This window comes from Tenacibaculum sp. A30, from assembly GCF_051200845.1.
GTDB lineage: Bacteria > Bacteroidota > Bacteroidia > Flavobacteriales > Flavobacteriaceae > Polaribacter.
The window spans coordinates 1,791,039-1,816,388 of sequence record NZ_CP195160.1 but is presented as its reverse complement, the minus strand read 5'-3'; the positions used below and the strand labels follow the sequence as shown (position 1 = coordinate 1,816,388).

At 31.7% G+C, this 25,350-nt stretch carries 22 protein-coding genes; 12 read left to right on the top strand and 10 right to left on the bottom strand.

All coding sequences use genetic code 11. The annotated features are described in order from the left end of the window. Nucleotides 1–88: 88 nt before the first annotated feature. Nucleotides 89–3,373, bottom strand: a complete 3,285-nt coding sequence (locus ACR9ES_RS08685) for a DUF4175 family protein (RefSeq protein WP_435253928.1) — start codon at nt 3,371–3,373, stop codon at nt 89–91. Nucleotides 3,374–3,606: 233 nt separating this feature from the next. Between ACR9ES_RS08685 and gltX the strand changes: the two genes are divergently transcribed. Continuing rightward, on the top strand, nt 3,607–5,130 hold the full coding sequence (gene gltX / locus ACR9ES_RS08680; protein ID WP_274635324.1) for a glutamate--tRNA ligase: 1,524 nt from the start codon (nt 3,607–3,609) through the stop codon (nt 5,128–5,130). 49 nt (nt 5,131–5,179) lie between these two features. Here gltX and ACR9ES_RS08675 read toward each other — a convergent pair whose 3' ends face one another. Together ACR9ES_RS08675 and ACR9ES_RS08670 are read right to left on the bottom strand one after the other, a co-directional pair. Next, on the bottom strand, nt 5,180–5,773 hold the full coding sequence (locus ACR9ES_RS08675; RefSeq protein WP_274635181.1) for a hypothetical protein: 594 nt from the start codon (nt 5,771–5,773) through the stop codon (nt 5,180–5,182). Between the two features lie 57 nt (nt 5,774–5,830). Beyond that, nucleotides 5,831–6,265: a TerB family tellurite resistance protein gene (locus tag ACR9ES_RS08670; protein WP_274635180.1), complete on the bottom strand. Its 435-nt coding sequence runs from the start codon at nt 6,263–6,265 to the stop codon at nt 5,831–5,833. 418 nt (nt 6,266–6,683) lie between these two features. Between ACR9ES_RS08670 and ACR9ES_RS08665 the strand changes: the two genes are divergently transcribed. The 6 genes from ACR9ES_RS08665 (at nt 6,684) to ACR9ES_RS08640 (ending at nt 14,228) form a co-directional block, all read left to right on the top strand. Continuing rightward, the gene (locus tag ACR9ES_RS08665; protein WP_435255637.1) at nt 6,684–7,112 is read left to right on the top strand and encodes a YybH family protein; all 429 of its coding nucleotides are present in this window, start codon (nt 6,684–6,686) and stop codon (nt 7,110–7,112) included. Between the two features lie 338 nt (nt 7,113–7,450). Next, nucleotides 7,451–8,392, top strand: coding sequence for a hypothetical protein (locus tag ACR9ES_RS08660; RefSeq protein WP_435253927.1), 942 nt, complete (start codon nt 7,451–7,453; stop codon nt 8,390–8,392). A gap of 1 nt (nt 8,393) precedes the next feature. Then, nucleotides 8,394–8,921 carry a hypothetical protein gene (locus tag ACR9ES_RS08655; RefSeq protein WP_435253926.1) on the top strand — a complete coding sequence of 176 codons (528 nt, stop codon included), beginning with the start codon at nt 8,394–8,396 and terminating at the stop codon, nt 8,919–8,921. A gap of 84 nt (nt 8,922–9,005) precedes the next feature. Beyond that, complete coding sequence (mfd, locus tag ACR9ES_RS08650) at nt 9,006–12,341, top strand: transcription-repair coupling factor (protein ID WP_435253925.1); 3,336 nt, start codon at nt 9,006–9,008, stop codon at nt 12,339–12,341. Between the two features lie 429 nt (nt 12,342–12,770). Next, nucleotides 12,771–13,064 (top strand): GIY-YIG nuclease family protein, encoded by a 294-nt coding sequence (locus ACR9ES_RS08645; RefSeq protein ID WP_435253924.1) that lies wholly within the window; start codon nt 12,771–12,773, stop codon nt 13,062–13,064. Between the two features lie 303 nt (nt 13,065–13,367). Then, nucleotides 13,368–14,228 (top strand): DMT family transporter, encoded by an 861-nt coding sequence (locus ACR9ES_RS08640; protein WP_299031841.1) that lies wholly within the window; start codon nt 13,368–13,370, stop codon nt 14,226–14,228. Here the strand turns inward: ACR9ES_RS08640 and ACR9ES_RS08635 are convergent. Both ACR9ES_RS08635 and dprA read right to left on the bottom strand, forming a co-directional pair. Beyond that, nucleotides 14,225–15,310: a hypothetical protein gene (locus tag ACR9ES_RS08635; RefSeq protein ID WP_047788036.1), complete on the bottom strand. Its 1,086-nt coding sequence runs from the start codon at nt 15,308–15,310 to the stop codon at nt 14,225–14,227. The genes ACR9ES_RS08640 and ACR9ES_RS08635 overlap by 4 nt on opposite strands. A gap of 12 nt (nt 15,311–15,322) precedes the next feature. Continuing rightward, nucleotides 15,323–16,420, bottom strand: a complete 1,098-nt coding sequence (dprA, locus tag ACR9ES_RS08630; RefSeq protein WP_435253923.1) for a DNA-processing protein DprA — start codon at nt 16,418–16,420, stop codon at nt 15,323–15,325. 95 nt (nt 16,421–16,515) lie between these two features. Here dprA and ACR9ES_RS08625 point away from each other — a divergent pair, with 95 nt between their 5' ends. Continuing rightward, nucleotides 16,516–17,409: an SPOR domain-containing protein gene (locus ACR9ES_RS08625; protein WP_435253922.1), complete on the top strand. Its 894-nt coding sequence runs from the start codon at nt 16,516–16,518 to the stop codon at nt 17,407–17,409. Between the two features lie 125 nt (nt 17,410–17,534). On the opposite strand, the gene ACR9ES_RS08620 is transcribed toward ACR9ES_RS08625, so the two are convergent. Further along, the gene (locus ACR9ES_RS08620; protein ID WP_435253921.1) at nt 17,535–18,434 is read right to left on the bottom strand and encodes an IS3 family transposase; all 900 of its coding nucleotides are present in this window, start codon (nt 18,432–18,434) and stop codon (nt 17,535–17,537) included. Between the two features lie 5 nt (nt 18,435–18,439). Further along, nucleotides 18,440–18,826, bottom strand: a complete 387-nt coding sequence (locus ACR9ES_RS08615) for a helix-turn-helix domain-containing protein (RefSeq protein WP_435253920.1) — start codon at nt 18,824–18,826, stop codon at nt 18,440–18,442. 190 nt (nt 18,827–19,016) lie between these two features. On the opposite strand from ACR9ES_RS08615, the gene ACR9ES_RS08610 reads away from it, so the two are divergent. From ACR9ES_RS08610 to ACR9ES_RS08595, 4 genes are all read left to right on the top strand, one after another. Next, on the top strand, nt 19,017–19,529 hold the full coding sequence (locus ACR9ES_RS08610) for an acyl-CoA thioesterase (protein ID WP_028891640.1): 513 nt from the start codon (nt 19,017–19,019) through the stop codon (nt 19,527–19,529). Between the two features lie 152 nt (nt 19,530–19,681). Beyond that, a complete protein-coding gene (locus ACR9ES_RS08605; protein ID WP_435253919.1) occupies nt 19,682–20,947 on the top strand; it encodes a hypothetical protein in 1,266 nt (421 codons plus the stop codon). After that, complete coding sequence (locus ACR9ES_RS08600; RefSeq protein WP_435253918.1) at nt 20,898–21,407, top strand: hypothetical protein; 510 nt, start codon at nt 20,898–20,900, stop codon at nt 21,405–21,407. Before ACR9ES_RS08605 ends, ACR9ES_RS08600 begins: the two co-directional genes overlap by 50 nt. A gap of 1 nt (nt 21,408) precedes the next feature. Next, on the top strand, nt 21,409–21,906 hold the full coding sequence (locus ACR9ES_RS08595; RefSeq protein ID WP_435253917.1) for a hypothetical protein: 498 nt from the start codon (nt 21,409–21,411) through the stop codon (nt 21,904–21,906). Nucleotides 21,907–22,171: 265 nt separating this feature from the next. On the opposite strand, the gene ACR9ES_RS08590 is transcribed toward ACR9ES_RS08595, so the two are convergent. The 3 genes from ACR9ES_RS08590 to ACR9ES_RS08580 all read right to left on the bottom strand — a co-directional run bounded on the left by ACR9ES_RS08590 (nt 22,172) and on the right by ACR9ES_RS08580 (nt 25,334). After that, complete coding sequence (locus tag ACR9ES_RS08590; RefSeq protein WP_435253916.1) at nt 22,172–23,206, bottom strand: AI-2E family transporter; 1,035 nt, start codon at nt 23,204–23,206, stop codon at nt 22,172–22,174. A gap of 146 nt (nt 23,207–23,352) precedes the next feature. Next, on the bottom strand, nt 23,353–24,567 hold the full coding sequence (locus ACR9ES_RS08585) for a murein hydrolase activator EnvC family protein (protein ID WP_435253915.1): 1,215 nt from the start codon (nt 24,565–24,567) through the stop codon (nt 23,353–23,355). Beyond that, entirely contained in the window at nt 24,567–25,334 is a 768-nt protein-coding gene (locus ACR9ES_RS08580) for a DUF4292 domain-containing protein (protein ID WP_435253914.1), read from the bottom strand. The genes ACR9ES_RS08585 and ACR9ES_RS08580 overlap by 1 nt, the downstream gene beginning before the upstream one ends. Nucleotides 25,335–25,350 lie beyond the last annotated feature (16 nt).

Below are 25,350 nucleotides of genomic sequence, written 5' to 3'. Positions count from 1 at the left end.
TCTTTATATTAAATACTATATGTTCTTAATCTTAAACTGTGAATTAAAAAGCTATAATATTTACTATTATCTAAGGCTTTTTAATACGTTATTTTTTGTCTTTCGGAAGACTAAAGTACTCTTGTACCTTTTTTTTGTAATTTTGGCGCAAAGGTAGTGATTGTCTGTTTAATATCTCTGTTTGGTTATAAAACAACTTTTTAAATTGTAGTTCTTTGCTAGTATTGTTGTTAAACTCTTGTAAATTGGTGTTCGATTTACGTTGTTTTTCTCTGTTTTGTTCAAAGGTAGCTTTGTCTAGTTTTAGCAATTCATAATTTAATTGCTGCATTCTATTAATGCTTTCTTGCGTAAAACCTTTTTCTAAAAACTCATTTTCTAATTGCTCCATCTTTTTCAATGCTTTTTTAGCTTCCTTATTTTCTCCGTTTCCTTCTTTAATAGCATTTTCTAATTGCTCTCTTAACTGAGATTGCTCTTTATAAATTTGATATAATTCACCATTTAAATCGTCGTTTTTTTCGCCTTCACCCTCACCTTCTTTTTGTCCATCTTTACCGTCTTTAGGTTTACCTTGATTTTGTTTTTGCATACCTTCTTTCATCTTTTCCATTAGTTCATTTTGTTGTTGAATAATGTCTGGTAAGCTAAACGATTTACCTTTTCCTTTCCCTTTTCCATTCCCTGGTTTTGGATTTTGCATAGCATCTAATGTATTGCTTAACATGTCTGCTAAAGTGTTTGCAGAAGTCATTACATACTGTTGGTTTGATATTCCATTCTGGAAATAATTATCTGCAAAGTTTTCTAATGATTGATCTAAATTATAATGCGCTTGTGCTAATTGATCTTGTACTTTAGATGAGATACTTGGTATACGCATAGAAAGCACAAATAAGCTATCATCTATGTGTTCAAAATAAGTTTTAAGCTGATGCTGCTTTTGAAGGTTTTTGCCAAAGTTTGGATGTGATGAGTTGGTTGAAGAAAACTCATCCATCAGTGCTTCTTGGTCAAAAGAAAACGTAATTAGGTTTTCTAAGATTTGACGTAAACCTTCCATATTCTCCTCTTCCATTTCAGCACTCATCGATTTCATTGCTTGTTGCATTTTCTGACTCATTTGCTGCATCTTCTCAGAAGCTTTTTTCTGATTTTCTTTAGCTTTTTGTTGCTGATTATTTTCTAAATTTTCATCAGCTTTATTAAGTTCTTCTTGAGCTTCTTTTTCTAAATTTTCCATAGAAGGAATTTCCATGGGTTGTTTTAAATTTTCATTGTCTTTATGAAGCTCATTTAATTCTTTTTTTGCTTTTTGAAATTCAGTGTTAATTTCTTTTTGCTTTTCTTTTGTTGTGTTTTGCTTACTTAAATCTTCTTGTTTTTTTGATAATTCATCAAGCTTGTTTGCTAACTGAGACATTTTTTGCTCAACATAAAAACGCTTTGTCATTTCTAAAATACGTTCTAAACTACGTTCTTGTTGTTTGTTTTGTTCAGCTAGTTCTTTGGTCTTTTTTATGAGTTCTTCTTTATTTAGTTTGTCTGCCAACTTCTTTAACTCTTCTAATAACTTTTGTTGCTTATCAAGTTTTTTAAGCTCTTCTATACGTTTTTGTAGATTTTCTTTTTTCTCCTGAAGTGTTTCGTTTTCCTCTTTCTTTTCAGAGAAATTCTCTTGTAATTTTTGCGTTTGACGTTGCATCATTTCTTTATACTGCTCTTGACGCTTAACCAAATTCTGAATTTTCTTCTGGTCGTTCCAATTGATGTTCTTTTTATTCTGTAAATCGAACTGTATTTTCTCTAATTCTTTTTTACTTTTTTGCTGTTGATCCAAAGAATTGTTAATGTTTTCAATGTAGTTTTTTTGTTCTAATAAAAGCTCCTCCTCTATTTCTTCTTCTGATTTTTGACGATAACTAAACTTTTTACTCAGGGCTTTTTTACTGCCATTTACAATGTCGTTATCGTACACTTGAAAGTACATTTCATAATTTATCCCTTCTTGTAAATCTAAACTACCAGGGAATTCAAAATAAAAAGTTTGTATATTTTCTTTATTAATGGTTAATGATTTACTCTGAATAATCTGAGTATTGTTTTTATCGTAATAGACTATTTCTAGTTTTTTAAAACCATAATCATCGGTAATTTGACCCGCAAATTGAGCATTACCTCGAGTAATACTATCGATGTTTGAATTTACAGAAATGGTTGGATATTCATCTTTAATCACATCAATTGAAAACTGTAATTGTTCGTAGTCTTTTAGGTTTTTATTAGATGTGGCAATTTGATAGTGTAAACTTTCAATCAGTTGTTTTTTTAATTCAAATTGATCGTTTTCTTTTTGTGTAAAAATTTCTCTTTTTTCTTTATTGATGAAGGTAACTGTATCGGTTTCAGAAGTTTTAATCTCCCAAGTAATAAATGTTCCTTGTGGAACATTTAAATTTCCTGTGTTACGAATAGTCTCATTTCCTTTTTTTGTGTAAAACGGATATTGTAGGTGTAATGAAATGTTTTGAATCGAAGGAGTATTGATTATCGTAAGTTCATATTCTTGCGAATTAATTCCGTTTGCACTAGCAAAAAAAGCAATAGGTATTTGTACTTCAGAAAAAGTATAAGAGAACAATCCGTTTCCTTCATTTTCTAAAAAGTACTGTTGATTGTTAAAATGAATTTTTGCTTCACTAGGAATAACCTCCCCTTTCGTTTGAAAATATATGGTAATATCTTTTCCTTTAATTACACGCAAATCTTTAGCTGTTAAATCGAAATAAAATGGCGCTGGAGGATTGTAAGCCACAGAATGATTCACTACACGATTTAAACTTTGAGAAAGCTTTTCAGAAGTCCCTGTAAGCAGAGAAAGCATCCAAATAAAAATAGGAATCAATACATATTTCAAATATTTTTTATTGTTGCTAAAATCGATGGCTTTGTTGAAAGAAATAGGTTGTAGTTCTTTCGATTTTTGCTCAATACTTGCAGCTAATAAATCCGATTGCAGATTGGTTTGTTGCAATTGAAGTACGTTTAATAATTTGTCTTGTACTTCAGGAAAATGGTTTCCGATAATTTTAGAAGCTTCTTCAAAAGAAATTCCTTTTTGTAATCCTATAATTTTAAAGATAGGGAAACAGATAAAACGGAATAGTAAAAACAATTCAACAGCAATAAACAACCAAAATAAAATGGTTCTAGCTGTAGGTTGTAACCAAAGAAAATATTCAATAAATAAGGTGAAAAATAAATATATCAATCCTAACGAAACAAATAAAATGCTTCCTTTTATCAATTCATTGGTGTAGTATTTTCTACTGAATTGCTGTAGCTTTTGCTGTATTTTACTAAACTCTCCCATAAGTAATTATAAAAATACGTGTTTTATAAGGAATTCTAAGTTAAGATTTGTGTAAACTATCATTTTAGGGTAAAAACGCTTGAAAAGCGTTAAAAACCGGTTGTACGAAGTCATAAATTAACAGAATTAGATGACTGCTTATAATTATCTCTTTTTCTTTCAGCGAAGCGATCTTGATTCTCTTTTCTATTTCTAAACATAAAACTATCTTTGCGTTTTCAAATCAATAAAAAATGACTGAGAACGTAAGAGTACGCTTTGCTCCGAGTCCGACAGGACCTTTACACATGGGTGGTGTAAGAACTGCTTTATTCAATTATTTATTTGCTAAAAAACATAACGGAACTTTTGTATTACGTATTGAAGATACAGATCAAACTCGTTATGTAGCCAATGCAGAACAATACATCATCAATTCGTTAGAATGGTGTACTATTCCTTTTGATGAAGGTCCAGGGAAAAATGAAAAATTTGGACCATATCGTCAGTCAGAGCGTAAAGAGTTGTACAAACAATACGCTGATGAGTTGATTGAAAAAGGATGGGCTTACTATGCATTTGATACTGCAGAAGATTTAGATGCGCACCGTAAAGATCATGAAGAGCAAGGAAAGACGTTTATTTACAATTGGCACAATCGTGAAAAAGGAAGATTGGTAAATTCATTAGTATTATCTAAAGAAGAAGTTGATGCTAAAATTAATGCTGGTGATAAATATGTAATCCGTTTTAAAACACCACAAGACGAAACGTTGATTTTACAAGATGAAATTCGTGGTACGATTAAAGTTGAAACAAATACTTTAGATGATAAAGTTTTGTTTAAGTCAGATGGTATGCCAACTTATCACTTAGCAAATATTGTTGATGATCATTTAATGGAAATTTCGCACGTAATTCGTGGTGAAGAATGGTTACCTTCTCTCCCACTTCATGAATTATTATACCGCGCTTTTGATTGGCAAGCACCAAAATTTGCACACTTACCGCTAATTTTAAAACCAGTAGGAAAAGGAAAATTAAGTAAGCGTGATGGTGATAAATTAGGTTTCCCTGTTTTCCCATTAGAATATACAAATGAAGAAACGGGTGATGTTTCTCGTGGATACAGAGAAGACGGATATTTTGCGGATGCTTTTATTAATATGTTAGCTTTCTTAGGATGGAATCCAGGAACGGAACAAGAAATGTTCAGTTTAGAAGAATTGGTTGAAGCATTTGATTTAAGTAGAGTAAGTAAATCAGGAGCGAAATTCAGTCCAGATAAAACCAAATGGTTTAATCAACAGTATTTACAACAAAAATCAGACAAGTTTTTAACCGATTTATACTTACCTATTCTTGAAGAAAAAGGAATTAAAACGGACGAAGCTTTTGCTGAAAAAGTAGTTGGATTGATAAAAGAACGTGCTACGTTTGTGGCAGATTTCTGGGAGTTATCAAACTTTTTCTTTGAAAATCCTTCAGAATATGATGAGAAAGCAGCAAAGAAACAATGGAAACCAGAAACTGGAGCTTTAATGCAAGAGTTAATTGAAGTGATTTCTAAAATTGAAGATTTTTCAATTGAAAATGCTCAAACAGAAATTAAAGGGTGGATTACTTCTAAAGAAATTGGTTTTGGTAAAGTAATGCAACCACTTCGTTTAAGTTTAGTAGGTAAGTTAGCAGGACCAGATTTGTTTGATATTATGACAATGATTGGTAAAGAAACTACCATTTCAAGAATACAAAATGCAATAAACGCATTATCATAACACAAAAAAGCCGCTAATTAGCGGCTTTTTTTATTTTATATTCTGAGGTTTAAATCATACAACCTCCTAAATGTTTCGCTGAACTACGACTGCTTGAAGAGCCACTATTATTCCAATTTAATTTGAAAACAATACCTAAAGTTCCTTGAATATGCGAACGCATACTTTCGTATCCTTCAAAAGAGTGTTTGTAATATAATTGAGGATTGATACCTACTTTATCACTCACCCAGTAAATTCCACCACCACCAATATTCAATGTTGGTGTCATTTTACGTTCAGAATCTACTAAACTTCCTCCAACAAAAACATACGGAGCAAGTTTATCTAATACAGCATCAAAATTATAACGAAAAGAAGCATCCATAGAAAAATACTTCGCTGAATTAGAGATAAAACCGATATCATCAATTGTATTGAATGACATAGCTCCATCTAAAGAAAAACGATCGCCAATAGGCATAGTTAAACTTAAGGTTGGTACTTGAAATAAGTATTGATCGCCAATAAAAGCGGCATCGCTTTCACTAAATTTTGTTATTCCTGCTCCTATACCTATTTGCCAAGAATCGTTTAAGTTTTGAGAAAAAACAGCCGTTGTTAAACAGGTAAAGATAGTTATGAATAATATTTTATGTTTCATTTGGGAGGATTTGTTTATGAGTAATAACTGGTTTTAAAGGATTTTAGTATAATTGAATTAATTGATATTAACATTTTTAATGGCCGTAGTAAAGTCATCTAATTCATTATCGTTTAAAACTAAATGGATGGCTTCATCACAAACTTTTTCAACATTTTCAGAAGTAAAATTTAAAGCCAATGCTATTTTACGTAGTAAACCTACTTCTTCTTTTGCTACTTCTTCATCAGCAAAAATCATTTTAGTTAAAAGATATAAACGTTCAATACGCTCATCGTAACTTACTGGTGAGTTTACAGGAAATTTTTCAGGAGTTTTTAAAATTAGTGTATACTCTTCTTCACTAATGTTTAATTTTTTAGAAGCTCTATCTAATAATTCTTGTTCACCTTCAGAAATGATTCCATCAACTTTAGCAATTTTTACGATGCTGGCAAAATGCCCTATTTCTTGTTTGTGTTTTCCGCTCGAATATAAATCTGATATTGACATAATTTTATTTTTATAAATACTATCAACAGGTAAGTTTAAAGCCCGTCAACTTTCGCCGAAAGTTAACAATTCTCCTTAAAAACAAAGTATTATTTTTTTTTATAGTTATTTTATTTCACATAAAAACGAGTAATAAAACACGGTTATTTAATTGATGGTTTAAGACGTTTTTAAAGAATAGTAATACAAATACCTATATCGTGTTGTTATCGTTGTTTAAAATCGTTTTATGAGGTTTTTAGCTTTGTAAAACCAAAAACTGAAGACCAAATAGGTATTTTTTATCATTTTGAAAAAAAGTATAAAAAAATGACTAACTTGTTGTCGAGCAAATTTTAATTGTGGTAAAAAATGAAATTAGCAGCTACTCTTTGTTTTTTTCTATTTTCAATTTTGTTTTTCACAAAATCAACAAGACATAGAAAATGAAATTAATGCACAAGTTTGGAAACCATTTAAAACTTCTTTCGAAGCTCGAGATTGGAAAACGTTTAACAGTTTACATACTGATGATGTTTTAAGAGTAAACAAACATGGTATTCGAATAGGAGCAGAATATAAAAAATCTATTGAAGACTCTTATCAGAAACCAATTAACAGAAAACGACAGATTGATTTTTGTTTCGATCAAAGAATTTATAAGGAAGATACAGGTTATGAAGTAGGTTATTACCGAATTATTTCTACAGAAAAAGATAAAAAACCGACTATTTCTTATGGAAGGTTCCACGTGGTGTTGAAAAAAATAAACAATCAATGGTTGATAGCACAAGATTGGGATACCAATACTATCAACGAAAAATTAATTACCAAACAAGATTTTGAAACAGGAAACTGTTTAAAGTAAAAGAGTTGTTATTTCGACCGCAGGGAGAAACCGCGAGGTTCAGCGTAGCTAAATCTCATTCATAGTAGTTACAAACACTCTTTAAAGTAATAAACAGCTTTACAAACTCACACACAAATAAATAACACTTGCCTCCCTCCTCTTTTTTTACTATGTTTAACACGCTAAAAAAGTAAAAAGTAGTACTCCCCCTTATCTCAACTATTTTTTATAAACAACAAGTAAAAACAAACACTTCTTTATGGATTGCCGTAAAGGTTTGTAGTTGCCTTTGTATAGTTTTGAGTTTAAAATAATCATTGATAAAGGATAAAATTTGTATATATAACTAAACAAAAATGGAAAAGATATTACTATCTACATACTTGATTAAAATTCAGGATAGACAAAGAAATGATCAAATCTTAAGTCATTTTAATGGTACTGATGATTTTTTTCAAGTATTTCAAAATTATTTAAACTCTATTTTTGAAAATATTTTGGCTACAGCAGATACAAGAGAAACTACTGCTCTTCATTTAACATTAGATGAACCTCCAACAGTAAATGAAGAAAACAGGAGTATATATGGTTTTTTTTCTACGGGTGTTAGTGGTGAACAATATCAAATCAGAGATGTAGAAACAAGAGAGGAAGTTCTTGCAGTACAAAGAAACCATGCCGCTTTTAGAAATATATTTTTTTATCTAAAAATGCCCACACAAAGAGACAGTGGTGCTTTAATCCTCCAAAGAAAAGCTAAGTTTGGTATAAAAACAATCTTTAGAAGAACTGTAAATCAATATATAAGAGAACAAGGGTATCAAAATAACAAAGTTCTTATAAATAACATCGTACATGGTCGGGTTTATAGAAGAATGATTAGAGAAGGCAATTTGAAAAAGGTGGAACTTATAAAAAAAAGGATACCAAGCTCAATAGAGGAGTATTATAGAAATGGTGCGAGACCTGAACAAATTCCAGGAACTTTAAAAACATCTATGTTATCACCGACAAGTTTGCCTGATAGTTTCAAGAGATTTGTGGATAATTTATTTACTAATCCTGATCGTGAAAGAATTGAAATAGAAGGAATTGATGAAGAATTTGATGAAGTAGAATTTGAGTTAGAGTTAAATGGAAAGAAGAAGACTTTTTATGTCATGCAAAAACATAGGATTCAACCAACTATTGACGTAACTTCTGAAATTCAATTTACAGCACAAGGTGAACCAACTTTAGATTCTTTAATAAACCAAAGTGAAGAGTTAGTTAGAGATATAATTGAATTAAGACTTTAATATGTTAAATCGGATTAATATAACTTCAATCATCACAGACCATTTTAGTACTCTAAAAAGGCTTAATCAAAAATCAAATTATATTAATTTTAAAGATGTACTCCTCTTTATTATACTTCCTATATTTATTTCTATTATGCTAACATATAAAGGGTATGGTTTTGATGATCAGTTAGGAAATTTAATTACAGCTACATCTATTTTTGGTGGTTTCTTATTTAATCTCTTAGCCATTATTTATAGTCAAATAGATAGCCTAAAAAAAGATGCAGAAAACGAAGAAGATGAATTAAAAAAAATAAAAGAAAAGTTTGTAAAAGAAATACATATAAATATTTCTTTTTGTATTGTTTTGTCTATTATGATAGTTATAACCTTACTTATGACTACGATTGAAATTCCAAAATTTGAATTTCAATGGATTTTTAAAAAAATTATAATAGGAGTAAACTATTTTTTAATGATTCTTTTTATGTTGACACTTCTGATGGTTCTGAATAGAGTATATATTCTATTGAAAAAAGAATAGAAAATAAAACTATAATTAGATATAAAATTATTATACGACTACACAAAAAATAATCCTCGTACATTTGCGTAAAATTTTTGTACGTTGAGCAAGCAAGCAATTGTAAATCACTATCAACAATCTGAGAATGTAAAACAGATTGTTCATCAGCTTCAACAAGACCCACACCATTTTCAAATCACGAATTTGGTCGGTTCTTCGTTGTCTTTTGTTATTTCCGAAACTTTTAAACAAGCCGATAAACCTTACTTGTTAATTTTTAACGACAAGGAAGAAGCTGCTTATTATCTAAACGATTTAGAGCAGTTATTGGGCGATAAAAACGTGTTGTTTTATCCAGGTTCGTATCGCAGACCCTACCAGATTGAAGAAACTGACAATGCCAATGTACTCCTGCGTTCAGAGGTGTTAAATCGTATCAATTCTCGTAAAAAACCTGCGATTATTGTTACCTACCCTACTGCCCTGTTCGAAAAAGTGGTGACCAAAAAAGAGCTGGAAAAAAACACGCTAAAAGTGGTGGTGGGCGAGCAAGTATCGCTCGATTTTGTCAACGAAGTACTGTTCGAATACCATTTTAAACGCGTCGATTTTGTAACCGAACCAGGAGAGTTTTCAGTACGTGGTGGAATTATCGATGTGTTTTCGTTTTCGCACGATGAACCGTATCGTATTGAGTTTTTTGGTGATGAGGTAGACAGCATCCGAACCTTTGATGTAGAAACGCAACTTTCTAAAGAAAAACTGAAGAAAGTAAGTATAATGCCCAATGTAGAAAACAAAACATTGCAAGAAAGCAGAGAAAGCTTTTTAAAATACATATCAGCAAAAACCGCGGTTTTTGTGAAGAATGTAGATTTGTTAAGTGATTCACTGGATAAATTTTACCGAAAAGCAGAATTATCGTTTAACGAATTATCAACCGAAATCAACCACGCAAAACCCGAAGAATTGTTTTGCAACGGTGAGCTTATTCGAAATCAGTTACAAGATTTTACATTAGTACATTTGTCATCTCGAGCGGAAGCGAGAGATCTCAACGAAATAAGTTTTAATACCCACCCACAGCCGTCTTTCAACAAAAAATTCGACCTGTTAATTCAGAATTTCAACGAGTTTTCGGCTAAAGGATTTACCAATTATATTTTATGTTCTAACGAACAGCAAGCACAACGTTTCCACGATATTTTTGATGACCACGAAGAAGAAGTTTCTTATGAAACCATTGTGTTTCCGTTGTATCAAGGATTTGTAGACATTGATAGTAAAATTGTTTGTTATACCGATCATCAAATCTTTGAGCGTTATTACAAATTCCGATTGAAAAACGGATATGCGAAAAAGCAATCTATCACCCTACAAGAACTCACCAAATTAGAGGTTGGCGATTATGTAACACATATCGATCACGGAATTGGAAAGTTTGGCGGACTTCAAAAAATTGATGTAGAAGGCAAAAAGCAAGAAGCCATCAAGTTAATTTATGGCGACCGCGATATTTTATACGTGAGTATTCACTCGCTACACAAAATTTCCAAATTCAACGGAAAAGACGGAAAACCACCAAAAGTATATAAACTAGGGTCGAATGCTTGGAAGAAAGTCAAGCAGAAAACCAAAACACGCGTTAAAGAAATTGCGTTTAACCTTATTCAGCTATACGCAAAACGTAGACTTCAAAAAGGTTTTACTTTCGGACCCGATACGCACATGCAACACGAGTTGGAGGCGAGTTTCTTATACGAAGACACACCCGATCAGTTTTCTTCTACCCAAGAGGTAAAAGCCGATATGGAAAAAGAACAACCCATGGATCGTTTGGTATGTGGTGATGTTGGTTTTGGAAAAACAGAAATTGCCATTAGAGCGGCATTTAAAGCAGTAGATAACGGAAAACAGGTTGCGGTGCTCGTACCAACTACGGTTTTGGCATTTCAGCACTTTAAAACCTTTTCTAAGAGATTAAAAGACTTTCCGGTTACGATTGACTACCTAAACCGTTTTAGAACAACAAAACAGCGCAAAGGGGTGTTAGAAGGGGTTGCTGATGGAAGTGTAGATATTGTGATAGGAACGCACCAGTTAACCAATAAAGCAGTTCAGTTTAAAGATTTGGGATTATTGGTTATTGATGAAGAACAAAAATTCGGGGTAGCAGCGAAAGACAAGCTAAAAACCATTAAAGAAAATGTAGATACGTTGACCTTAACGGCAACGCCAATTCCGCGTACTTTACAGTTCAGTCTGATGGCGGCAAGAGATTTATCGGTAATTAAAACACCACCACCCAATCGTCACCCCATAGAAACCAACGTGATTCGCTTTAGCGAAGAAACCATTCGCGATGCGATTTCGTACGAGATTTCTCGTGGAGGGCAGGTATTTTTTATCCATAACCGTATAGAAAACATCAAAGAGGTAGCAGGATTGTTACAACGTTTAGTGCCAAGTGCTAAAATTGGTATTGGACACGGACAAATGGAAGGAAAAAAGTTAGAAGAACTCATGCTTGGTTTTATGAACAATGAATTTGATGTACTGGTGTCTACCACAATTATTGAAAGTGGATTGGATGTACCGAATGCGAATACGATTTTCATCAACAATGCGAATAATTTCGGACTGTCAGATTTACACCAAATGCGTGGTCGTGTTGGGCGTTCTAACAAAAAAGCCTTCTGTTATTTTATCACTCCACCGTATCATCATATGACCGATGATGCACGTAAACGAATTCAAGCATTAGAACTGTTTTCTGATTTAGGAAGCGGATTGAACATTGCCATGAAAGACCTGGAAATTCGTGGTGCTGGAGATTTGTTAGGAGGTGAACAAAGTGGATTTATCAACGATATTGGTTTTGATACCTATCAGAAAATCTTACACGAAGCCATTGAAGAACTGAAGGAAAATGAGTTTAAAGACTTATATCCTACGGATGAAAATGCACCAAAAGAGTATGTAAAAGAGGTGCAAATTGATACCGATTTTGAAATTTTGTTCCCAGATGATTATGTGAATTCGGTTACCGAACGTTTGAGTTTATACAACAAATTAGGAACCTTAACCAAGGAAGAAGAATTGCAAACATTTGGAAGTGAAATTATCGACCGTTTTGGAGAATATCCAACCCAAGTGGCCGATTTATTAGACAGTGTTCGTATCAAATGGTTGGCGAAAGAACTAGGTTTAGAAAAGGTGATTTTAAAGCAAAAACGATTAATTGGATATTTTGTAGCCGATCAGCAAAGTGCTTTTTACCAAACCGAAGCGTTTACCAAAATGTTGAGGTACGTACAGCAGAATCCGAAGAGTTGTGTAATGAAAGAAAAGAAAACCAAAAACGGATTGCGTTTACTCATCACATTTATAAAAATTGATAGTGTACACAAGGCATTAGAAACCTTACAGAAAGTATAAGACGTCATTACGAGCGAGGAACGAGCGAAGTAATCTGTTTGTTAGGAACTCAGGACTTGGAGATTGCTTCACTTCGTTCGCAATGACGAGAACTAATAAGAGGTCATTACGAGGAGGGTACGACGAAGTAATCTGTCTGTTGGAAACTTCATGATTAAAAGATTACTACTCCCGATATTTCGGGGTCGTAATGACGATACAAAAAAACTGTCAGTTCGAGTGGTTTTCACGATTGAAATGAGTGAAAATTGTATCGAGAACTAGCTTATATGCATCTCGACACAAAATTTCTTTCCTCTATCGAAAAAGAAATTCACTCGATGTGACAATTAAGCTCACAACCAAAATATGGGTATGCTCACTTAGCAATGACGGAATAAAGAATTATCATTTTTGTAAAAAGTAACTAATTTGTTGATAAGTTTTAAAATGAAAATATATTTTGTTTACATATTACAATGTTCAGATAAAAGTTATTATACAGGAGTAACTTCCAACCTTTCTCAACGAATATTTCAACACCAAAAAGGAACTTTTAAAGATAGTTATACTTCAAAAAGAAGACCTGTTTCATTAGTTTTTTATTGTGAGTTTACCAACGTAGAAATGGCTATTGAAAAAGAAAAACAAATAAAAAAATGGTCTAGAGCAAAAAAGGAAGCTCTCATAAATAATGAGTTTGAAAAACTACCGAACTTAGCAAAGAAGAAGTTTAATAATTAAGCTCTGTCTGTTCGAGTGGTTTTCACGATTAGAATGAGTGAAAATTGTATCGAGAACTAGCTTATATGCATCTCGATACAAATTTCTTTCCTCTATCGAAAAAGAAATTCACTCGATGTGACAATTAAACTCATGACCAAAGATTGTCACGCACTAGCTTGTCTTGAGTGACAGTCGAAAGGCTCGCAATGACGAGAATAAACAAAACGTCATTTCGAGCGGTAGCGAGAAACCTTAAGATTAAGAATTACTCCTTTTAAAAGAGATTTCTCCCTCTGGTCGAAATGACATACTTTTATGCCCATGCAAAACAATCACATTAAAAACCTATCAGGAATTATTTTAGCAACCCTGTTTATCAGTACATCGGGTGTGTTAGGTAAGTATATTGCAATGCCTTCAGAAGTTATTGTGTGGTTTCGTTCTGTGTTTGCTATGGTAATTTTATACGTGTTTTGCCGATTCAAAAAGATTGATTTAACTATACAATCAAGAAGACACTTGTTCCCTTTTTTAATGGGCGGAATTTTTATGGGGGTACATTGGATTACGTATTTCTACGCGTTAAAACTATCCAACGTAGCCATAGGAATGCTATCGTTGTACACTTTTCCAGTAATGATTGCTTTTTTAGAACCCTTGTTTCTAAAAATTAAATTCAACCCGATTCATATTGTTTTAGGGTTGATGGTGTTGCTAGGTTTATACATTCTAGCTCCTGATTTTGATATTAAAAACACACAAGTACAAGGCGTGTTATTTGGCTTGCTTTCTGCATTGTGTTATTCTGTTAGAATTTTGATTTTAAAGCAGTACGTACAGCAATACAACGGAGTAATGTTGATGTTTTATCAAGTGGTAATAATTACCGTAACCTTGGTTCCCGTTTTATTTTTTATGGATGTTTCCGGATTTCAAGAGCAACTCCCCTATTTACTATTATTGGCCTTGTTAACTACGGCTATCGGACATAGTTTAATGGTACATTCACTACAGTTTTTTTCGGCATCAACCGCAAGTATAATTAGTAGTATTCAACCTGTTTTCGGAATTTTGTTAGCGTTTATTTTCTTAAACGAAATTCCCACGTGGAACACGTTTATTGGTGGAAGCTTAATTTTAGCAACAGTGATTATTGAAAGTATTCGAAGTAGAAAAGGTTAGTGTAATCTTTGCTGTTGTTGAATAATGGTTTTCATACTCACATCTTCGTAATTTCTACGAACAAAAGTTAATGCACTGTCTAAAACTTCACCCATACCATCACTATCTCTAAAATTAATATCTCCTGTAAATTCAAAAATTTCTGATTTTAATTGTTCGATATTTTTTGGTATGGAAATATTATCTGATTTCATAGCGGAAAGCAAACGATTCAATCTAGAACGAGAACCTAAAATTCTTTTAGCAACAATTGATCGCTCTTCTATTTGATATTGCTCAATAGATTCTGAAGTAAGCTTATCTCCTACCAGTTGAACGAGCTTTAAATTTTCTTTAAAAAACTGTGGATAATACACTTTAAATTTACCTTCGTAACATTGCTGGTCAAAATCTATCGGACGAATTTTATACACAACATTTTCAAAATCGTGTGTAGGTACTACTACGTAGTTATACGAACGCATATCGCCCAACAAACGAATCATACAACGCTCGTTAAATTTAACAAACTCTTTAGCTAGTTGTGCTTTTTCAATGTCTAAACAATCATCTAAATAATCATTGATAAAAACATCACCAGGAATTCCTGATATATGCTCTTCTATCAACGTGTCTTCATATACCAAAAAGTTTAGGTTGTAAGGAGATAAAATATCCTCTAACTCTAGTCCGTAAATACGAGAAGCATCGGTTTTCTTTACGTAAAAATAGGTGTAGTTATCATTTAAAATATTTCGAATTTTTATACGAAAAGGTTTAGAGTTACCAAACGTACAAAAATCGATAGCATCAACATTTAAATGCTTAATACTGGCGTCAGAACCGTTAGAGTGTAAGATATTATATACTTTTTTTAGGTATAAATCAATTTCAGCCCGCTCAAACTCATTATAAAAAACACGTATCCATAAGGTATCATTATCATGTTTATCATACACAGCAACCGAACCTTGAAAACGCAACAAATCATCATAAAAAATAGGAATTTTTATAGTTCTGTTATGTCTTTTTAAGTAGTTTCCTAGTTTTTTGGTAACAGGAAAAGCTGGTTTTTTTTGTGATATGAGTTTATATTCTGACATGGCTCAAAGGTACTAAACTTCAAACATTTTTCCAGGTAAAGGTTTTACAACGCCTTTTAACTCTAATTGAATTAAGATAGAAGAGAGTTGATAAATTGGCAATTCACAGTTAATAGCAATATCGTCTAGCAACTGTTTTCCGTTTTGTTGTAAATAATCATAGATTTTTTGTTCGGAAGAATCAAGTTCAACAAATAACTTTTCTTGCTTAGGTACGGCAGCTTGCCGTATGTCCCAATTAAGCATTTTTACAATATCTTCAGCAGAGGTTAATAAATGTGCTTGATTGTTTTTAATAAGGTTGTTACAACCTTTGCTATATATATCGGTTGCTCTACCCGGTAGCGCAAACACATCACGATTGTACGAATTGGCGATATCAGCAGTAACTAACGAACCTCCTTTTTCAGCAGATTCGATAATAATAGTCGCTTTGGAAATTCCCGCCACAATACGATTTCGTTTTAAAAAATTTTCTCTCATAGGCTGTTCATCGTGCCAGAATTCGGTGATGAATCCTCCATTATTGTTTACTTCGTGAATATATTTTTTATGTGTCTTCGGATAAATTTCTTCCAAACCATGTGCTAAAACAGCGATGGTTTGTAAATTGTTTTTTATAGCCGCTTTATGGGCACAAATATCTACTCCGTAAGCAAATCCACTTACAATTATTGGATTGTGTTCTTTTAACTCTTCAATAAGTTGATTACAAAAATCACGTCCGTATAAACTCATGTTTCGAGTACCTACTATTGAGATGATTTTATCATTGTTAAGGTTGAGGTTTCCATCTTTAAAAATAAGGATGGGAGCATCGACACAATGCTTTAAGTTTTTCGGATAATCATCCTCTAAAAAATAAGAAAATGTAATGTTGTTTTGTTGAATGTAGTTGAGCTCCTCCTCTGCCCTTTTCAAGTTATTGTCATCAAAAAGATGCTGAGTTACATGAGTTCCTATTCCGTTAATTTTATGGAGTACATTTTTCTTCTCTAAAAATACTTGTTCAACACTTCCAACAGTAGTAATTAACTTTTTAGCTAAGATATCACCTACATTTTTGGTAGCTTGTAATCGTAGTAAAGCAAGCAATTTTTCAGAATTCATATAGCAATAATTTGAGTATCAATATACAAAAAAACTGTTAATAAAAATTGTACAATCACTTGAAACTATACATTGAAAAAGCTATATTTGTTCTTATGACATTAGCCAACTACATCAACGATTTGTTATATAGATACGACTGCGTAATTGTTCCTAATTTTGGAGGATTTGTAACCAACACTATTGGTGCGAGGGTAAATACTACTACTCACACTTTTTATCCGCCAAAAAAACAATTAACATTTAATGCGTATTTACAACATAATGATGGGCTATTGGCTAACTATATTGCTTCTGACAAAAATATTTCTTTTGAAGAAGCTACTACTTTTATTGCAAGTGAAGTTGAAGAGTGGAATAAAAACTTAAAAACGACTTCTGTTGAAGTTGCGTCGGTCGGAAGTTTAGCATTAAACGAAGCTGGTCAAGTAGTTTTTGAACCAAACCTTACAAGTAATTTCTTAACAGCATCTTTCGGATTAGCAGAGGTTAAAACTACTTCAGTAGAGAGAGTAAAAGAAGTAACAATTAAGTCATTACCTACTACTAAAGAAAACAGAAAAACAATTCCGTTGTATTTAAAAAGGACTGCTGCTGCAGCTGTTTTTGTAGGAATTGCCTATGTGGGTTGGAATGGTGTTCAAAAACAACAACAACAAGTATTAGCAAATCAAGAAAAAGCTGTTGAGAAGAAAATTCAATCAGCAACTTTTGTAATAGAGAATCCGTTACCAACGATTAATTTAAACGTTAGCAAAGAGGCTAAGAACTTTCATATTATTGCAGGGGCTTTTCAAGATGTACACAATGCTGAAAACAAATTAGCAGAGTTAGAAAACAAAGGATATGAAGCTACGATTCTTGGAAAAAACAAGTATGGATTAACTCAAGTAGCCTTTGCTAGTTATGCAACCAAAGAAGAAGCTAGAAAAGCCTTAGAAATCATCAAAGAAAAGGTAAGCGAAGACGCTTGGTTGTTGGCTAAATAAACCCAACTTATTATAGTTAATACCATTTCTCCATTAAAATTACACTATAAAAGTTGTTCTTTTCCGTTTATATTTCGATGTGTCGTCCTAAAAAAGCGTTACAGATTTTCTAGGATTAAAAATAGTTAAAACACAGATAAGACAGCTGTCTTATCTGTGTTTTTGTTTTTATAGGTTTTTATTCTGATTTTATTTTGTTTGTGCATTTGTATTGGAGTTAGCATTTGACATGATAAATGCGGTCTTTTTGTATTATAAACAGCAACACTTTGTTTTACTATAGTTTTCATCATTTTAAGACTAATTGCATCCGTATTGATTAAAAATTCTTGTTTTAAAATTCCATTGATTCTCTCAGCTACTGCATTTTGATACGGATCATACGATTCTGTCATACTACATCGAATATCATTCCTATCAAGAATCTTTTGATACTGATTACTGCAATATTGCAATCCTCTGTCAGAATGATGTATCAAGGTCTGTTTCGGATATTTCCTGTTTCTAGTAGCTTGTTTTAATGCTTTTATAGAACTCTCTACAGCTAAAGTATTTGATACATAATATCCAACTATCATCTTAGAGTAAGCATCTGTAATAAGAGATAAATACATTGGATTTCTTCTGTTACCTACATAAGTGATGTCTGCTACCCAAACTTGCTCTGGTCTTTCTATATTTAGCTCTTCTATCAAGTTTTTATGCTTTCTAAAACGATGATGAGAGTTGGTAGTTATATGATAACTTCGCTTAGGCTTTATTAACATATGATTGGCTTTTAAAATAGAAAACAAACGGTCTCTTCCAACACTTAACTTCTGTAATGGTTCTTTTAAAATATGATACAATTTTCTTGTTCCAATACAGGGTTGATCCATCCGAACACGCTGAACTAACTCTGTTACTTGTTTAGCAATAGCTTGTCGTTTTTGTTTTGATCGTATGGCTCGATAATACACTTGCCTGCTTACCCCAAGTAACTCGCAAGTAGATGAGATACTTTCTCTGTAATGTATTTTAAACATATCAATTACTTGGGGTTGGAGTTTTTTCTGATAGGAATATTAAATTCTTTTTCTGCTAAGTCAATCATCATATCAAACAGAATAACTTTTTTATCAGCGCGTTCAGCCAGGTGTTCTGCACGTGCTTTCTGTTTCTCTAAGAGTTTGATCTTTTCTTCTAATTCTAAAATCTTTTGTTCGTGAGTCTTTGACATAGAAAGTGGAGTTTGATTCTGCCAATCAAAGTTACCATATTTTTTTAACCAAGTTCTGATAGTGGCTCCTGATTGAATACCATATTTAGAGAGAGCTTGAGTACGTGTGAGTAAACCTTGCTCAATCTCTTGAACTACTTGAAGTTTGAAAGACAAAGAATAGTCTTTCTGAGTACGTTTTACATAAGTTGTTTTCATTACACTTGAATTTTTGTGTAACGCTATTTCAGGACGGGACACGAAATAAAATAAAAACGTAGCTGTGGCTATGCTTTGATTTTCTTTTTTATCTAAACAAAAAACTTCTGCTTTTTATTTTAGCGTAATTTCAAATCAAGAACTAGTATAGGTTTTTTTCTTGCTGTATCTTTGCAGCAAAATGTAATTGATGAGAGCAAAAACACCTAGCGAATCGTTAACGGTACTTACCGATCTTGTATTACCAGGAGAAACCAATTATTTAGACAACCTTTTTGGAGGAGAGTTATTAGCTCGTATGGATAGAGCTTGTAGTATTGCTGCACGCCGTCATTCGAGAAGAATTGTAGTAACAGCCTCTGTTAATCACGTAGCTTTTTCAAAATCAGTTCCTGTAGGGAGTGTAGTTACCTTAGAAGCAAAAGTTTCTCGTGCGTTTAAATCTTCAATGGAGATTTATGTTGATGTTTGGATTGAAGACCGTCAATCTGGTGAGAAAACTAAAGTAAACGAAGGAATTTACACGTTTGTAGCAGTTGATGAAACAGGAAAGCCTGTACCAATTCCACAAATTGAACCAGAAACAGAGTTAGAGAAAAAACGATATGAAGCTGCTTTACGTAGAAAGCAATTAAGTTTAGTTTTAGCCGGTAAAATGGATCCTAAGGAAGCCATAGAGCTAAAATCTATTTTCATGGATTAAAACAGCTTCAAAAAGTAAATGTATAAATATAACTATAAAAGATAGTTTAATAATAAAAAGTAAGTGATTCACTTACTTTTTTTATGCAAAACACTTACCTGTTTTAATTTATGATGATTTACTTTTGTGAGCAAAAAATAAAAGTTATTATTATGAAATTAAAAAGAGGCAAGATTGTTAATTTTTTAAGTATTGTATTATTGCTAGGTATTACAGTATTTATGTTAAGTTGTGAAACAGACGAAACCATTGATTCAAATCCAAATAAAGTTATTCAAGGAGAATACTTAACTTTTAATGAGTTAAAATCAGTAGATTTTAATGTGGTTGAAAGAATTGAAAAATTAAATTTAGAACAAGATGTTCTATCAAAAGAAGAAAGTGTAAAATTAAATAATTTGTTTTTTGACAAAAGCTTAGTTTTAAAATTAAAAACAAAAACTAGTACAAGTTATACATTCGCTGTTTCAAGTAATGATTTCCTTAAGAACCAAATTTATAATTTAGTAGTAACAAAATATAATGATGGTAAAATTATCCAGCATCTTGTAAGCTATTTTATTACTAGCACAGGCGAGTTTAAAATTAACAACGCCATTAATTTGAAATTAGGCACTGAATTTTATCAAAATAAAACAGACGGATGTGCTCCTAGGTTAGTTACCGAAACAGAAGAAGACACAAGTAGTTGTATTTACTTATCATGTAAGGGATATTTAGACGGAAAACCTTTAAGTCATAGTTTTGGAGATACTAGTTGTGGTTTTTATGGAGACCCAATGCTAGGAGCGAGAAGAGAATGTACAACTAATACCATAACTACTTGGAGTTATGATTGTCAATCTGGTGGTGGTGGAGTTACAGACACAGGCACTGATTATCCTGTTGGTGGAGGTACAAATGGTAGTACACGAGGGTCAACAAATGATTCAATAGAAGAAGTAACAACAATAACTTCACCAGTATATTTATTACCTGCTAGCTTATCTAAAAGTTTAACTATTGAGGAGAGAGAATGGTTATTTGATGAAAATAATAAAGGAGCTTATGATAGCTTAGTAACTTATTTAAGTACTGATTCTTCCCTAGAAGCCGCAACCTTTGCCGAACAAGCTATTGAAATTTATATTGACTTAAATAATTTTGAGACTCTTCTAGACACTCCTACTTTCGATGCTTTAGAAACACCTTGGTTAAAAACCTTAAGAGAATATGCTAAAAGACTAGAACAACTTAAAGATAAAATTTCTAAAGAGATTTGGGATGATTTAAATAAATATTTAGACCAGCAACTTACAAAAGCCTTAACAAAAACTGCTTTTAAGTTAAACCCAGATGCTAACCAAACCAAAGAAGCTAATAAAGAATATGCTTTTAAAAACGACGGTAAAAAAGGGGGTTGGATATTTATTGTATGAATTTGCAAACGGAGAAGGTAAAGACGAAAGACAATTTCCTTTTGATTATGATATGACACAACAAATGCTAGCAGGTAATGTACCTAATGATATTAAAGTTGATTTTTTTGAAAGATTAGATAAAGAAGGGATAACATATGATCAATTTTTAAATAGAATTACTCCTCTTTCAGGAGGTTATTCTTTTAGCCCAGATCATGCAGGTATTATTGATTCTATTAATAAACATATTGATGTTGTAGCTAGTGCTAATTGGGTGCAGTTTTTTATAGGTGGGGCAAGTGTTAAATATTCTCCAAGTAGTGACCCTGATTGGATTATTGTTGAACTATCAAATGGCACTAGTAGAAACTCTCTATTACTTCATATAGGAGAGAATTATGACAGAGATGGTTCTGGGAATAACAAACCTCTCTCAACTATTAAACAATATTTTAAATTTAAACTAAAAGTTAGATAAAATGAAAATCAAATCATTAAAAAACAAACATATAGTAAAACTTTATTTACTTTTAACTTTATTTCTTTATAATTGTTATTTAATCCCCTGTAATTTAGACTCAGGACTTAATCAATTAACAGAAAAACAAAAAGATAGTTTTTTTATTGGTGAATATATAGTAGAAAGAAGTATTAATAATAATTTTAAAACTAATAATTCTATAATAAAATTAAAAAAAGATAAAACAATAGAGATGAATAATATGCCTATAGATATTTTCGACTTTATAAAATCTAATAAAAAAATAAACGTACAAGGAACATGGAAACAGAATTTTATTGAAAATCGTTCAAAAGATAAGTATTTTCTACCTACAGATTTAAAGTTTGGCGAAAATGATGGTACAGGTTTAGCGTTAAGAACTATACAAGTTTATGTAAAAGAAAAGAAACCTGTATTATTTATAGAATATGGTGATCCAGATGAATGTAGAGCTATTAGATTTATTAAAAAATAATGCTAAGGTCTAGCTATATACATAATATTATTATCGCTACTTGTCAATTGCCATTTAATACCATATGATTTCGAAGATGGACTTAATAGACCAAACGAAAACAGGATGCTAGTTTTGTTAGTAGTGAGTACCTTATTTTTTATTGGTTATGGTATATCAATTAAAAATAGAAAGTAAAAGTTGCTATTATAATCATTTTACTCTTAGTTGGCTTAAACCTTTACGATGTGTTTTTAGTTTAAAGTAGAAAGAAACATAGAGTATATTAAATATCATCTACATTGCCACTTTCAGACAAGAAAATGGCAATGTTTTTTGTATTTTCAAACTGAGAAAAGATAATAATCATAATTACGGTAATAGGTACCGAAAGTATCATCCCTGTAATTCCCCAAATTTCTCCCCAAACAGCTAGTGAAAGAATGGTAACTAGCGGGCTTAAATTCAGCGATTTTCCAAAAACTTTAGGTTCTACAACATTTCCTACGACTACCTGAATAGCACCAACGGCAAATACAACAATTAAAAACGGAGTGAATTCTCCAAACTGAATCAAACAAAAAATTGCTGGGAATGCTGTAGCGACTAATGATCCGATAGTTGGAATGTAGTTTAATAAAAAGATAAGGAAGGCCCAAAACGGTGCGCCATCTACTCCAACCATTAGCAAAACAAAATAACTTAAGATACCCGTTAATAAACTTACATAGGTTTTTAAACGTAAGTAGTTAGAAATTGAGCTTTCTACCTTTTTTAAGATAAATTGAAAGCTTTTTGAACTTCCTTCATGATTAGAGAATACACGTTGTAGTTTTAACTTAAAGTTGCTTTCCTCTAAGAAGATAAATAAGGCATAAATAATAATCATAAAGGTATCACCCAGCAAACTACTAATTCCGTTCGCTATATCGCCTAAAACAGAGCCATAATCAAAATCTCCTACTACCGATTTTACCGAAGTAATGATATCAATATGAAAAAAGGTATCTAAACTTTTAATGATAGCATCAACATTAGGTTCATATTTCGAATATGATGTGGTTAAATTGGAAATGCTATTGGTAATAATTTCAGAAACAAACCCAAAACCTAAAACAATAAGAGAAAACACAAACACATTACTCAACCAAAAAGGAATAAATCGCTTAGCAAAAGGAATTTTATAAATAGTTTTTCGAATCTCTCGTGTTAAAAACCAAAAAATAAGTGCGAAAATGAACGGAATTAAAATTCCTTTTCCAATAACCAGTGTAGCTAAAATAGCTACGGTTACAATAATAAAGTTGGCTGCGTTTTTCACACGTTTAAATTTTTATAATTGTTTTATCAAAAGTTTAATTATAAAATTGAGAACGTGTGTAACCGCTACGCTCTCACATTAATAAATTTTAAGCTTTTTTCACAAAAGATAAAGCTTAAAATTTATTAATGTTCGTTTCATAATTATTATGAGCGAATCCACTGTGAAGGATTCAATCGGTCTTTGTTTTTATACAGCATAAAACTAAGCTGTGTTTTACCCGTAACTTTATCGGTAAAAACTTTTCCTAATTTTTCACCAGTTTTTACTATATCTCCTTTTTTAACATATACTTCTTTCAACTTGACGTAAGTAGAAATATAGTTACCGTGTTGTACATAAACAGATTTTCTACCATCAGGATGTAATTGAACTACTAATACTTTTCCGTTAAAAATACTTTTTACGTCGGTACCAGCTTTGGTTGCGATATACAATCCGTGACTGTTGATTTTGATTCCAGGAAATGTTGGGTGCGGTTGTACCCCATATTTTCTGGTAATAATACCATTAACTGGCCAAGGAAGATTTCCTTTGTTTTGTTCAAAATTAGCTAATAGGGCTTTTTCTTCAGCATTTAAAATAAAGCCAGAACTACTCGTTTTACCTTTGTCGGTTTTTTTACCTTCATTGGCTTTGGCAATAGCCTCTCTAATTAACTTATCAATTTTAGCAGCAATTCTTTTTTCTTCTTTCTGTTTTTTTTGTAACTCACTTTTATACTTTTTTTCTTCCTTTTTAATTTTTGAAATGAGTTGTTCTTGATTTTTTTTATCTTCTTCAATTTCTTTTTTCTGATTTTTCTCATCAGAAAGTAAAGCCTCTTTAGATTTTCTTTGTACAATTAACGAATCGTTTAACTGTTCTATTTCTTTAGCTTTTACAACAATTTCTTCACCTTGTTTTCTTCTAAAATCACTGTATTGTTGCATGTATTTTAAACGCTTGTAAGCTTGATAAAAGCTTTCAGAAGAAAGTAAGAACATGGTTTTACTTTGTTGCGATTTACTTTTGTATGATTTTACAACCATATCAGCATAATCAGCTTTTAATTTAGCCAATTCATCGTTGTATTTTTTAAGCTCTTTTTCGTTTGATTTTATCTCTAAAGACAAAGCTTTCGACTCTAATTCTATTGTTTCAATTAAGCGCTCACGTACCGTAATTTTTTGGCTTAAATCTTTTAAATCGTCTAAAGCGTTGCTTTTCTTCTTGTTGGTTTTAATTATAAGACTGTTAACCTGCTGTATTTCATTTTGAAGTTTTTTTCGCTTATTCTCAAGTTCTTTTCTACTTTGACCAAAAGAAGAAAGTCCTATAAAAAACAGGCATAAAAAGATGTAATAAACAGTGTGTTTCATTATAATTGAATTTCTTTATATCCGTTAGGAATAGTAAAATCTACATTTAATTTCGTGTTGTATTCAACCGAACGCGTATGAATATCAATAATAGTAAACTTATTATTTTCTTTGGCTTGTATGTTGATTTTTTCAGGGAATAAAGTACTATTTTTTTTAGAATATTTAGGATAACTAATATCTAAGCGTTGGTTTTTTAGCGGATTTATAACCGATTGTTTGTTCAGTTTGAAATGTAAAGGGTTGATGTAAAAAAACAAATCGAACAATTCTGATTGGTTTTTTGGCGATAATTGATATGATTTATCATGTATAGCCACTTCTTGACGTTCCGATTTTACATCAACCAAAGCTTCGCCTAACAACATGTTTTGTAATTGCTGAAAGTTAATATCGGTACCTAACAGTTCTTTCAACATGGAAAAATCTCCATCAAAAAAGTTCTTTTTATATGGAGAATAAAATTGTACTCTAGTTGGGGTAATTTTAGCTTTAAAAACGGTAATCATTTTAGACCCTTTCAACCAAATAACCTCATCTTTTTTAATTTTCATGCGAACAGAAAAACCAACATCTTCCCTGTTATCTTTATAATTAACCTTTAACCTAGCGTCTACCGTTTCTTTATCAAAGTTTGCTGCACTATGTTTTTTAGCTACTTTTCGAGCAGAAAGTTCTTTAATAGCGGTGTTACTAGTAACGTTTTTAGTTGACTTACATGAAGTAATACTTAAGAATACGATAAGTAAAAGAGTGATATATCTCATAAATTTATACTAACTA